General features: G+C 70.0%; 12 protein-coding genes. 5 read left to right on the top strand and 7 right to left on the bottom strand.

What is annotated here, in order from left to right:
- The first annotated feature begins 49 nt into the window (after positions 1-49).
- The 3 genes from gcvH to ACGFRG_RS17115 all read left to right on the top strand — a co-directional run bounded on the left by gcvH (position 50) and on the right by ACGFRG_RS17115 (position 3,233).
- Positions 50-424: a glycine cleavage system protein GcvH gene (gcvH, locus tag ACGFRG_RS17125; RefSeq protein WP_361420612.1), complete on the top strand. Its 375-nt coding sequence runs from the start codon at positions 50-52 to the stop codon at positions 422-424.
- Between the two features lie 24 nt (positions 425-448).
- On the top strand, positions 449-1,711 hold the full coding sequence (gene glyA / locus ACGFRG_RS17120; protein ID WP_361420615.1) for a serine hydroxymethyltransferase: 1,263 nt from the start codon (positions 449-451) through the stop codon (positions 1,709-1,711).
- Positions 1,712-1,862: 151 nt separating this feature from the next.
- On the top strand, positions 1,863-3,233 hold the full coding sequence (locus tag ACGFRG_RS17115) for an L-serine ammonia-lyase (RefSeq protein WP_361420618.1): 1,371 nt from the start codon (positions 1,863-1,865) through the stop codon (positions 3,231-3,233).
- 110 nt (positions 3,234-3,343) lie between these two features.
- On the opposite strand, the gene ACGFRG_RS17110 is transcribed toward ACGFRG_RS17115, so the two are convergent.
- Positions 3,344-4,048, bottom strand: a complete 705-nt coding sequence (locus ACGFRG_RS17110) for an NAD(P)-binding domain-containing protein (protein ID WP_361420881.1) — start codon at positions 4,046-4,048, stop codon at positions 3,344-3,346.
- A gap of 70 nt (positions 4,049-4,118) precedes the next feature.
- The gene (locus ACGFRG_RS17105; protein ID WP_361420620.1) at positions 4,119-4,331 is read right to left on the bottom strand and encodes an EF-hand domain-containing protein; all 213 of its coding nucleotides are present in this window, start codon (positions 4,329-4,331) and stop codon (positions 4,119-4,121) included.
- Between the two features lie 266 nt (positions 4,332-4,597).
- Between ACGFRG_RS17105 and ACGFRG_RS17100 the strand changes: the two genes are divergently transcribed.
- Together ACGFRG_RS17100 and ACGFRG_RS17095 are read left to right on the top strand one after the other, a co-directional pair.
- Positions 4,598-5,317, top strand: a complete 720-nt coding sequence (locus ACGFRG_RS17100) for a tRNA-dependent cyclodipeptide synthase (RefSeq protein ID WP_361420623.1) — start codon at positions 4,598-4,600, stop codon at positions 5,315-5,317.
- Positions 5,314-6,540: a cytochrome P450 gene (locus ACGFRG_RS17095; RefSeq protein ID WP_361420626.1), complete on the top strand. Its 1,227-nt coding sequence runs from the start codon at positions 5,314-5,316 to the stop codon at positions 6,538-6,540. Before ACGFRG_RS17100 ends, ACGFRG_RS17095 begins: the two co-directional genes overlap by 4 nt.
- A 78-nt stretch (positions 6,541-6,618) precedes the next feature.
- On the opposite strand, the gene ACGFRG_RS17090 is transcribed toward ACGFRG_RS17095, so the two are convergent.
- The 5 genes from ACGFRG_RS17090 to ACGFRG_RS17070 form a co-directional block, all read right to left on the bottom strand.
- Positions 6,619-7,797, bottom strand: a complete 1,179-nt coding sequence (locus ACGFRG_RS17090; RefSeq protein WP_361420629.1) for a PQQ-binding-like beta-propeller repeat protein — start codon at positions 7,795-7,797, stop codon at positions 6,619-6,621.
- Positions 7,797-8,603, bottom strand: coding sequence for a polysaccharide deacetylase family protein (locus ACGFRG_RS17085; RefSeq protein WP_361420884.1), 807 nt, complete (start codon positions 8,601-8,603; stop codon positions 7,797-7,799). Before ACGFRG_RS17085 ends, ACGFRG_RS17090 begins: the two co-directional genes overlap by 1 nt.
- 441 nt (positions 8,604-9,044) lie before the next feature.
- On the bottom strand, positions 9,045-9,548 hold the full coding sequence (locus ACGFRG_RS17080) for an ATP-binding protein (RefSeq protein ID WP_361420632.1): 504 nt from the start codon (positions 9,546-9,548) through the stop codon (positions 9,045-9,047).
- 298 nt (positions 9,549-9,846) lie between these two features.
- Complete coding sequence (locus ACGFRG_RS17075) at positions 9,847-10,614, bottom strand: enoyl-CoA hydratase-related protein (protein WP_361420635.1); 768 nt, start codon at positions 10,612-10,614, stop codon at positions 9,847-9,849.
- 113 nt (positions 10,615-10,727) lie between these two features.
- Positions 10,728-11,984, bottom strand: a complete 1,257-nt coding sequence (locus ACGFRG_RS17070; protein WP_393264655.1) for an Ig-like domain-containing protein — start codon at positions 11,982-11,984, stop codon at positions 10,728-10,730.
- Positions 11,985-12,204 lie beyond the last annotated feature (220 nt).

Here is a 12,204-nt window from a genome sequence, read left to right as displayed (position 1 = left end):
CGACTTCCTTGTTCACCACCACTCCCCCTCGTACAGGAGAATTCAGGTCATGAGCAACCCCCAGCAGCTGCGCTACAGCAAGGAGCACGAGTGGCTGTCGGGCGCCGAGGACGGCGTCTCGACGGTCGGCATCACGGAGCACGCGGCCAACGCGCTCGGTGACGTGGTGTTCGTCCAGCTCCCGGAGGTCGGTGACACGGTGACCGCGGGCGAGACCTGCGGCGAGCTGGAGTCGACCAAGTCGGTCAGCGACCTGTACTCCCCCGTGACGGGCGAGGTCGTCGCGGCCAACCAGGACGTCGTGGACGACCCCTCGCTGGTCAACTCGGCCCCGTTCGAGGGCGGTTGGCTGTTCAAGGTGCGCGTCGCGGAGGAGCCGGGCGACCTGCTCTCCGCCGACGAGTACACCGACTTCGCCAGCTGACCCACCACCTCCAGGGATCTTCCGATGTCGCTTCTGAACACTCCCCTTCATGAGCTGGACCCGGACGTCGCCGCCGCCGTCGACGCCGAGCTCCACCGTCAGCAGTCCACCCTCGAAATGATCGCCTCGGAGAACTTCGCTCCGGTCGCGGTCATGGAGGCCCAGGGCACGGTCCTCACCAACAAGTACGCCGAGGGCTACCCCGGACGCCGCTACTACGGTGGCTGCGAGCACGTGGACGTGACCGAGCAGATCGCTATCGACCGGGTCAAGGACCTGTTCGGCGCGGAGTACGCCAACGTCCAGCCGCACTCCGGCGCCTCCGCCAACCAGGCCGCCCTGTTCGCGATCGCCCAGCCCGGCGACACGATCCTCGGCCTGGACCTGGCGCACGGCGGCCACCTCACCCACGGCATGCGGCTGAACTTCTCCGGCAAGCAGTTCAACGTGGTCCCGTACCACGTGGACGAGGCCGGTCTGGTCGACATGGCCGAGGTCGAGCGCCTGGCCAAGGAGCACCGCCCCAAGGTGATCATCGCGGGCTGGTCCGCGTACCCGCGCCAGCTGGACTTCGCCGAGTTCCGCCGCATCGCGGACGAGGTCGAGGCCCTGCTGTGGGTCGACATGGCGCACTTCGCCGGTCTGGTCGCCGCCGGGCTGCACCCCAACCCGGTGCCGTTCGCGGACGTGGTCACCTCCACCACGCACAAGACCCTCGGCGGCCCGCGCGGCGGCATCATCCTGGCCCGGAACAAGGACTTCGCGAAGAAGCTGAACTCCGCGGTCTTCCCCGGCTTCCAGGGCGGCCCGCTGGAGCACGTGATCGCGGCCAAGGCGGTGTCCTTCAAGGTCGCGGCCTCGGAGGAGTTCAAGGAGCGCCAGCAGCGCACCCTGGACGGCGCCCGCATCCTGGCCGAGCGCCTGGTCCAGGACGACGTCACCGCGCACGGTGTCTCGGTCCTGTCCGGCGGCACGGACGTGCACCTGGTCCTGGTGGACCTGCGCAACTCCGAGCTCGACGGCCAGCAGGCCGAGGACCGCCTCCACGAGGTCGGCATCACGGTCAACCGGAACGCCATCCCGAACGACCCGCGGCCCCCGATGGTCACCTCGGGCCTGCGGATCGGCACCCCGGCCCTGGCCACCCGCGGTTTCGGCGCGGACGACTTCCGTGAGGTCGCCGACATCATCGCCGAGACCCTGAAGCCGGACTTCGACAAGGACGCTCTCGCAGCCCGGGTCTCCGCCCTGGCCGCGAAGCACCCGCTGTACCCCGGCCTGAAGTAGTTTCGTACCCTTTTATTCGTACGAACCTTCGGGGCACCGCGCACACTGGACAGTGAGTGCGGTGCCCCGAACCCTTGCACCGCCCGTTCCACCTGCTCGCTCTGCACCGCCCCGGCAGACAACGGCGTCTACCTCATCAAGGAGTCCTCCCGTGGCCATCTCGGTCTTCGACCTGTTCTCGATCGGCATCGGCCCGTCCAGCTCCCACACGGTCGGCCCGATGCGCGCCGCCCGGATGTTCGCGCGCCGCCTGAAGAACGAGGGCCTGCTGGCCCACACCGCCTCGATACGGGCCGAGCTGTACGGCTCGCTCGGCGCCACCGGCCACGGCCACGGCACCCCCAAGGCGGTCCTGCTGGGCCTGGAGGGCAACTCGCCGCGCACGGTCGACGTGGAGAGCGCCGACGAGCAGGTCGAGCGGATCAAGGCGGACGGGCGGATCAACCTGCTCGGCGCCCACGAGATCCCCTTCGACTTCGACGAGGACCTGATCCTGCACCGCCGCAAGGCGCTGCCGTACCACGCCAACGGGATGACGGTCTTCGCGTACGACAGCGAGGGCGCGCTGGTCCTGGAGAAGACGTACTACTCGGTGGGCGGCGGCTTCGTCGTCGACGAGGACGCCGTGGCGGGCGAGAACCCGATCATGCCCGACGACACCGTGCTGAAGTACCCCTTCCGCACCGGTGACGAGCTGCTGCGCCTGGCGAAGGAGACCGGCCTGTCGATCTCCGCGATGATGCTGGAGAACGAGAAGGCCTGGCGCACCGAGGACGAGATCCGCACCGGGCTCCTGGAGATCTGGCGCGTGATGCAGGCGTGCGTCTCGCGCGGCATGTCCCGCGAGGGCATCCTGCCGGGCGGCCTGAAGGTCCGCCGCCGCGCCGCCACCACCGCCCGCCAGCTGCGCGCCGAGGGCAACCCGGACGCGCACGCGATGGAGTGGGCGACGCTGTACGCGATGGCCGTGAACGAGGAGAACGCGGCGGGCGGCCGCGTGGTCACCGCGCCCACCAACGGCGCCGCGGGCATCATCCCGGCCGTGCTGCACTACTACATGAACTTCGTGCCCGGCGCCGACGACGAGGGCGTGGTGCGCTTCCTGCTCTCGGCCGGCGCCATCGGCATGCTCTTCAAGGAGAACGCCTCGATCTCCGGCGCCGAGGTCGGCTGCCAGGGCGAGGTCGGCTCCGCCTGCTCGATGGCCGCGGGCGCGCTGGCCGAGGTCCTGGGCGGCACCCCCGAGCAGGTCGAGAACGCCGCCGAGATCGGCATGGAGCACAACCTCGGCCTGACCTGCGACCCCGTCGGTGGTCTGGTCCAGATCCCGTGCATCGAGCGCAACGGCATGGCGGCCGTGAAGGCCGTGACCGCCGCGAAGATGGCGATGCGCGGCGACGGCAGCCACAAGGTCTCCCTGGACAAGGTCATCAAGACCATGAAGGAGACCGGCGCGGACATGTCGGTGAAGTACAAGGAGACCGCGCGCGGCGGCCTCGCGGTCAACATCATCGAGTGCTGAGACATCCACGGATCACCTGCTGATGGCTTGCTGATCCGTGGGGACCCGGCGGGCGTGCCCTTTGGGGAGCACGCCCGCCGGCCGTATTGCGTGGTTACGCGGTTGCGCGGTTACGCCTTGAAGTCGGCCGTGCGCTCCGGCGAGGCCGCCGCCAGCGCCTTGGTGACCTCCTCGACGCCGCCCCGCAGCCCGTAGACCGGGGTGTTCGGCTGCTGGCGCCAGGACTCGTCGATGCCGCCCGCGTCCACCGTGTCGAAGCCCAGCTCGTCGATGAGGTCGCGGATCAGCCGCTTGGCGGCCTCGTCGTCGCCCGCCACCGGCAGCGCGATACGGCCGGGGTCGCCCTGGGGCAGCGCCTTGTCGATGATGTCCTCGGCATACGTGCCGTTGAACGCCTTCACGACCGCGTGGCCGATCTGGCGCTCGGTCCAGCGGCTCTCGGTCACCCCCGACTCGATCTCGGCGATCAGGCCGTCGCGCTGCTGGGGGTAGTAGTTGCCGGTGTCGAGCACAGCCACGTCCTCGGCGGCGCCGTCCAGGAACCCGGCGGGCAGGTCGGGGACGCTCTTGACCGGGATGGTGACGACGACGAGCCGGGCGCCCTTGGCGACCTCGGTGACCTCGGCGGGCGTGGCCCCGGTCTCCTCGGCGAGCGCGGTCAGGGTGTGCGGGCCGCGCGAGTTGGCGATGGACACGTCGTGCCCGAGCGCGGTGAGACGGCGGGTCAGATTGCCGCCGATGTTGCCCGCGCCGATGATGCCGATCTTCATGAAACTGGCCTTCCCCGTGTCGTTGCGTTGGCGTGCGAGATCCACAACTCGGGTGGCCACGAGGAAATTCCGGGCGGGCGGCACGTATCGAGCGGGCCGCCCGCCCGAGGCGGGGTCACTTGTTCAGGGACGCCCAGAACTCCTCGAAGGAGAGCTTGCCGTCGCCGTTGGCGTCCTTGGCCGCGATGATCGCCTTGGCCACGGTCTCGGTGACGTGGTAGTCGCCCAGCTGCGCCATGACCTGCTTGTACTCGGCCGCGGTGATCTCACCGTCGCCGTTGACGTCGAGCTTCGCGAACGCCTTGCGGGCCTCTTCGATGTCCGCCACTGGGTCCACCCCTATCTTGGTGCGTTTTTGACGGGGGTCAGACTAACGGGCTCCGGACCCGCCCGGTGCGGCGGCCGGTCGACGGACACCCTTGGTCGTCGCCCCGCCCGCAAACATCGCCCACGGTGTTTCGAGGGGACGAATTCTCGCCAAAAGACCGGGACCCCCTTCCCTACGCTCCGCACCCGGGCGATAACTTCGTGCTGTCGCCGCCACACCGGGAGCACAGGGCTCCCAGGGACTCGCGGCGCTGGGGCGATTCAGGAGTGACTGCCACCACTGAAGCAACCACCACGTTCACCTTCCAGCCATTCACCCGCAGCTGCCGGTTCATCTGGGACGAGGGTGACCACGTCCTCATCGGGGTGAGCCCGGGCAACAGCTACTTCAGCGCGGACCGCATCGCCGAGCTCGTCCGCTGGGCCTCCGCCCGCTTCGACCGGGTCGATCTCGTCTACGCCGACCGCCATGTGGCCAGGATGTTCGCCGCGTTCGGCTACGACGAGGAGCACGCCGAGCGGCGGGCGTCGAAGGAGCTCAAGGCGGTCCGCAGGCGCATCGTGCGCGGCGTCGAGGAGGCGGCCCGGCCGGGTCAGCCGGTCGGCGTGCACGCGCTCTCGGAGTTCGCCGGGAACCAGGTGTACGACCTGCTGCACCGCCGGGTGAGGCACTTCCTCGCCACCGACCGCGAATTCCGCACCGGCTGCGAGGAGATGGCCACCGCCTTCCTCGCCGGAAAGGCGGACGGGGCCTCGGCGAGCCCGGAGCAGCTGTCCGCCTGCCTCGACTACATCGCCGCCGAACTCCCCTTCTTCCTCGACACCCCGGGCATTCTCGGCGTCCCCTCCTCGGTGTCCTGCTACCACGCGCTGATCCCGCTCACCGAACTCCTCTACGCCAAGGGCGGCGGGCTGCGCGCCTCCCGCAACCAGGCGTACGCGGTCGTGCGCCCGCACCCCGTCCCCGCGGAAGGAGTCGCGGCATGAGCGGCATCAGCGCCACGAGCGGCACGGGCGGCATCGGCACCCGGCGGCTGCTCGACTTCCCGCTCGCCCGGCGCGGCGACGTGCTCCCCGAGGAGTGCGCCGCGCTGCGCGCGAAGGAGCCGGTGGCTCGGGTGCGCACCATGACCGGCGACACCGCCTGGCTGGTGAGCAGTTACGCGCTGGCCAAACGCGTCCTGGAGGACGACCGGTTCAGCCTCAAGGACACCGCCGCCCCCGACGCGCCGCGCCAGTACGCCCTGACGATTCCGCCGGAAGTCGTCAACAACATGGGCAACATCAACAGCGCGGGGCTGCGCGGCGCCGTGATGAAGGCGCTCAACCCGCGCACCGACGGCCTGCGCGAGTGGCTGCGGGAGCGGGCCGACGAGTTCATCGACGCACTGCTCGCCGAGGGGCCTCCGGCGGACTTCCGGGCGGGGTTCGCCGACCCCTTCTCGGCGGCGCTGCACTGCAAGGTCATCGGGGTGCCGTTCGCGGACTGGCGGCGGCTGATGTCGGGCCTGGACATCGCGTTCATGACCAGCCCGCACTCCTTCGAGGGGTCGCGCCTGAACTGGTACAAGGACCTCGGGTACATGGTCGACCGGCTGAACGCGCCGCCGGACCAGCGCGCGGGCCTGCTCGCCCGGCTCGCCGATCTGCGCACGGAGGAGGAGTCCGCGCATCTGACCGACGAGATGCTGGCCACGGTCGCGGTCTCGCTCTTCGGCGCGGGCGCCGTCTCGACGTCCGCGTTCCTGGTCCTGGCGGTGCTCGCGCTGCTCCAGCGCCCCGAGCTCATCGCGTATCTGCGCGAGCACCCCGACCGGATCGGCCGGGCCGTCGACGAGCTGCTGCGCTGGAACCTGTCCATCGGCGACGGCCTGCCGAGGCTGGCGACCCAGGACGCCCAGGTGGGCGACGTCCTGGTGCGCAAGGGCGAGTTGGTGCTCGTCCTGGTCGAGGGGGCCAACTTCGACCCGGAGGTCTTCGCCGACCCCGACCGGCTCGACCTGGACCGCGAGCACAACCCGCACCTCTCCTTCGGCGCGGGCCGCCACTTCTGCCCGGCGACGGGCCTGGGCCGCGCGCACGCGGAGATCGCGCTCACCGCCCTGGTCGAACGGCTGCCGGGACTGCGGCTCGCGGTGCCGCCCGGGCAACTGGTGTGGCGCACCGGCTTCATCAAGCGCCTGCCGGAACGGCTGCCCGTCCTCTGGTGACCTCCAGGGGCGGCGGAGGACATGCGGCTGCCCCCGGGCGATCCCCGGGGGCAGCCGCAGGCGCGAAGGCGCCCCGCCTCAGCGGAAGATGCCGGTGTGGCCCAGTGAGTAGCGGCCCGGCTGCGGGTAGACCGCCAGGCCGTGCGGGCCGGAGCCGACCGGGATCCGGGCGAGCTCCTTGCCGGTGGTGGTGTCGATCGCGTACACCTCACCGTCGTAACGGCCCGACAGCCACAGGACCTTGCCGTCCGCCGAGACACCCCCCATGTCGGGGCTGCCGCCGTCCGGCAGATGCCATTTCTTGGTGAGCTTGTTCTGGGCGAAGTCGAAGATGGAGATGGAGCCCTCGCCGCGGTTGGAGATGTACATCTCCTTGGAGTCGCGGCTGATGTAGAGGCCGTGGCAGCCCTTGCCGGTGGGCAGCAGCGTCGGCGTGCTGAACCGGTCGCCGTCCAGGACCCACATCCCGTGCGCCATCATGTCGGCGACGTAAAACGTTTTGCCGTCCGGGGACATCTTGACGTCCTGCGGCATCGCCCCGTCGAACGGCAGCTTCTGGTGGGCGACGACCTCCATCTTCTCGGTGTCGACCTTGAGCAGTTCGCCGGAGAACTCGCAGGAGACGATGAAGTACCGCCCGTCCATGGAGAAGTCCGCGTGGTTGACGCCCGCGCAGTGGACCGGGACGGTCTTGACCCGCTTCATGGTGACCGGGTCGCGGAACGCCAGCTCGCGGTCCATCGAGGCCATCACGACCGCGTACTTGCCGTTGGGCGTGAAGTAGAGGTTGTACGGGTCGGAGACCTGGACCGTGCGGCCGGCCTTGCCGGTCGCCGGGTCGATGGCGGTGAGGCTGTCCCCGAGGTCGTTGTTGACCCACAGCGTCTTCATGTCCCAGGACGGGACCACGTGCTGGGGCTGGTGGCCGACCCGGATGGTCTCGATGACCTTGTACGTCTTGGGGTCGATCACCGAGACCGTGTTGGAGTTGGTGTTCGGCACGTAGACGCGGTCCAGGAAGTTCTTCACAGCGGGCTGGAGGGCGTTCGGCCGGTCGGCGGCGTAGGCGTCCTTGGGGTCCAGGACGGGCGGCATCCCGGGCAGGCCCTGCACGGCGGCCTTCTTCGGCACGGGCGGCGCGACGGCCTTGGTGCCCAGAGCCTCGTCCCCGCCCTTGTCCCCGGACGAGCAGCCGGCTAGCGCGGCGAGCAGGAGGCCGGCGAGCAGCGCGGCGGTCCTCTTGGTGGCGGTCAGCATCAGGTCAGCAACTCCGTGGTGGTCACCGCGCGCAGATGGCGGCGGTCGAGGTCGGCGAGGAGGGCCGGCAGCGCGGCGACCGTGTCCGCGTAGCCGAAGTGCAGACTCACCACGGATCCGTTGCGGATCCGCCCGGTGACGTTGCGCGTCACGGCCGAGGCGCCGGGCGAGGTGAAGTCGAGCGAGTCGACGTCGTACGACAGGACGTGCGGGTACCCCGCCCGCCGGGCCAGTCTCAGCACGAGCGGCGTCGCGTACTGGGTACGGGACGGCCGGAACCAGGTCCCGACGGAACCGGTGAGCCGGCGCAGCCGGTCGGCGCACCCGGTGATCTCGGCGTACGCCTCCTGCTCCGGCAGGGCCGAGATGTCGATGTGGCGCTGGGTGTGGTTGCCGAGGTCATGGCCGCCGTCGAGGATGCGCCGGGCCATCTCGGGGTGTTCGTCGAGCCAGCTGCCGACGGCGAGGACCGTGACATGGGCGCCGCCGCGCTCGGCCTCGGCGAGGACGGCGTTGGCGATCTTGGGGTCGCCCTGGCCGTGGAAGGTGAGCGCGACCATCGGGCGGTCCCGGGGCCCGTGGTCGATCTGGCCGGGCTGACCGGGGTACGAGCGGGGCGCGGGCGCGGCGCGGGTGGTACCGGGCCGGGCGGAGGCGCGGGACGCGGCGGGCGTGGGCGAGCGGGACGCCGGGGCCGCGCCGCCCCTGTCGTCCGAGCAGCCGGCCGCGAGAGCCCCCGCGACGGCCGCCCCCGCCCCGGCTCGCAGTGCGCTGCGGCGGTCGACCCCACGGGGAAATGGATTCAGCACATGGACATTTAAGTGCGGCAGGGGGCGGAACGTAATGATTGATCCGATTGAGGACCTTTGCGGGTCGCCCCGGACACGCCATGATCGAGTTCTTCCGGATCGATGAAATACCCATCGAGTTCGATATCTATTCATCATTTGGAAGGTCCGTGCTCTAGCTCACCTACGATTCACAGCTAAACTGTGATGGTTCGTGGAAGTTTGTCCGAGTAAGGACTTTTGGCGTGAAGGCCCCCCGTCTGCCATAGTCGGAGACACGACCCCTCATTGACCCGAGCTCGGTCGTCTTCAGTCGCCGTGGATCACACCCCTTCCGATCCGCGGCGGCGCTCCGCAGAAGCCCCCGCAGCCACGCCACACCCCGGCACGCACGGGGGCTTCGGCGCATCCGGAGCACGCCACGCCGACCCGGCCCGGCGGCCCGATTCGGCGGCCGGCTCAGCGGTCGGCGACCCGCATCTCGAACCATGTCGTCTTGCCCCGGGGCAGCAGATCGACGCCCCAGCGGTCGGAGAGCTTGTCGACGAGGAAGAGCCCCCGGCCGCTGGTGTCCATCTCGTGGACCGGCATCAGACAGGGCAGCCCGCGCGAGGGGTCGCGCACCTCGATCCTGATCCAGCCCCGGCGGCGCAGCATCCGCAGCCCGAAGGCGCGGGCACCGGTGTGCCGCACGGCGTTGCCGACCAGTTCGGAGACGAGCAGGATCGCCTGCTCGGCGAGCGCCGGGGACAGGCCCCACTGGCGCAGTATCACGCACTGCGTGAGCCGTCTCGCGGTGGCGGCCGACTCGGGGCGGGACGGCAGCCGCACCTCTTCTTCCGTCGGGTTTCCGAACAACTCCAGTGCCTGGAGCGCCCGTTCGTCCTCGACGGCCGGCGTCCACCGAGCCGCGGTCGCGCTGCCGCGCTGCCGCGGTTGTTCCACACCCTCCAGCCCCGCCATGGCTCCATCATGGCCGCCCGAAGAGGTCCACGGGGCCGTTCCTCGGGAAAACGGCCCCCGGAACCCGAGGTTCCGCAGGGCTGGTTCAGCATATGCCGGGGGCGTTCGACTTCGCGCAGACCACCCCCGGCCTGCGATGACACCGCGCGCTCGAATGATCACCAAGCGTTCGGAAGCGGTCGTACTTAAGGTTTCTTTAAGGCCAGGCTAATCCACCCGCAGGGTGGACGGCCGTTGTCCGCGAGGCCGTCCACCGCACCGCGGCCGCACGCCCGCCGCCCGGTCAACCGTCCGTCGCTCAGAGGAACTTGGCCTTGCCCGGGCCCTCCTCGACGAAGCTGCGCATCCCGCGCTCGCGGTCCTCGGTCGCGAACAGGCCCGCGAACCAGTTCCGTTCGATGGCGAGCCCGGTCTCGATGTCCGCCTCCAGACCCGCGTCCACGCACTCCTTGGCCGCGCGCAGCGCCAGCGCGGGGCCCTGGGCGAGCTTCGCCGCCCACGCGTGCGCCTCCTCGTACACCTTGTCCGCCGCCACCACGCGGTCGACGAGGCCGAGCGCCAGGGCCTCGTCGGCCTTGACCATCCGGCCGGTGAAGATGAGGTCCTTGGCCTTGGAGGGGCCGATCAGGCGGGACAGGCGCTGGGTGCCGCCCGCGCCCGGGATCAGACCGAGCAGGATCTCCGGCTGGCCGAGCTTGGCGTTGTCGGCGGCGATCCGGATGTCGGCGCAGAGCGCGAGCTCGCAGCCGCCGCCCAGCGCGTAGCCGGTGACCGCCGCGACGACCGGCTTGGGGATGCGGGCGACGGCGGTGAAGGAGTCCTGCAGGGCTCGGGACCGTACGACCATCGCCGTGTGGTCCATCGCCTGCATCTCCTTGATGTCCGCGCCGGCCGCGAACACCTTCTCGCCTCCGTAGAGGACGACCGCGCGCACGTCCTCGCGGCGGGTCGCCTCCTCGGCGAGCTCGCGCAGCCGGTCCTGCACGGCGATGTCCAGGGCGTTCATCGGGGGGCGGTCCAGGCGGATGGTGCCTACGCCTTCGGAGACTTCGAGGGTCACAGTCATGGCAGCAGGTTAATCGGCGTTAACCACTACGGACCCGGTGCTGTGCGTCACAGCGACCGGGTCCGTCGTCGGGCCGGGGCGCGCCGGGCGCGCCTGCCGGATGCTTGTTCCTGTTACTTCTTCGTCCAGTCCGCCCAGGACAGGTTCCAGCCGTTGAGGCCGTTGTCGGGCTGGATCTGCTTGTCCTTGGAGTTCTTGACGATGACCACGTCACCGATCAGCGAGTGGTTGTAGAACCAGGCCGCCGGGGTCGAGGGGTTGCCCGCGCCGCGGTCGTCCTCCAGGCCGACACAGCCGTGGCTGGTGTTGGTCGAGCCGAACACCGACGGGTCGCCCCAGTAGTTGCCGTGGATGAAGGTGCCCGAGCTGGACAGGCGCATCGCGTGCGGCACGTCCTTGATGTCGTACTCGCCGCCGAAGCCCACGGTGGCGCCGTTCATCCGGGTGATCTCGTACTTCTCGCTGATGACCATCTGACCGTTGTACGTGGTCGTCGAGGGCGCGCCCGCGCTGATCGGGATGGTCTTGAGGACCTTGCCGTCGTTCACGATCGTCATCGTGTGGGCCTTGGCGTCGACCGTGGAGACCTGCGAGCGGCCGACGGTGAACTTCACCGTACGGGTCTGCTTGCCGTAGACGCCGGGGCGGCCCTCGACGCCGTCGAGGTTGAACTTGACGGTCACCTTGGTGCCCGCCGCCCAGTACTTCTCGGGGCGGAAGTCGAGGCGGTCGTTGCCGAACCAGTGGCCCTCGACCGGGACGGCCGGGTCGGCCGTCACCTTGATGGCCTTCTGGACGGCTTCCGGGTTGGTGATGCCCCGGCTGAAGTTGATGGAGACCGGCATCCCGACGCCGACGGTGTCGCCGTCCTCCGGGGTGTACTGGCCGACGAAGGTGTCCTTGGGGACCAGCGTGGTGAAGGTGGTGTCCTTGGCGGACTCGCGGCCCTTGTCGTCCTTGGCGACCGCGTGGACCTTGTACTTGGTGGCCGAGGCGAGGTTCAGGTCCGGTGTCCAGGAACCGCCGTCGGCGGATATCTTTCCGGCCACCGCGTTGCCCTTGGTGTCGGCGACCGCGACGGCGGTGAGCTTGCCCTGCGCCGCGGATATCTTCAGCGCCCCGCTGGTCTGCACGTCGTCGGCGCCGTCCTTGGGCGCGATCGTCACGACGGCGGCCGAGGCCTTGGTGTCCTCGGCCGCCTTTCCGGCGCCGACCTTGCCCTTGCCGTCGCCGCCACCCGAGTCGTCGCCGCCACCGCACGCGGTGACCAGCAGAAGCAGCGCCCCCAGCAGCAGAGCCAGCAGGCCCGGCGTACCACGCCGATGTCCCGCCGCTCTGTCCGGAGCCCCCGAAATTGGCTGCCCGTTCACGACAGTTCTCTCCCCTCGCACGGCCTGCTTCACGCCACGGCCCGCACTGACAATCACCCCCGCGCACGTCCTCGCGCGCGCACGGTTGCCTAGGTAATCACACCGGACGCACGCTCAAGGCCACGCGAATGTCACTGTTCAGTCCCAATGGTCCCGTGCGTTCGCTGTGGCGACATCCGGACGTCACCGGAACCTGTACAAGCCGTACCGCGGGGCGAGA

This window comes from Streptomyces sp. NPDC048696 (assembly GCF_043198895.1).
In the GTDB taxonomy this organism is placed as follows: Bacteria; Actinomycetota; Actinomycetes; order Streptomycetales; family Streptomycetaceae; genus Streptomyces.
The sequence above is the reverse complement of the archived record's forward strand: the minus strand, read 5'-3'. Positions and strand labels throughout refer to the sequence as shown.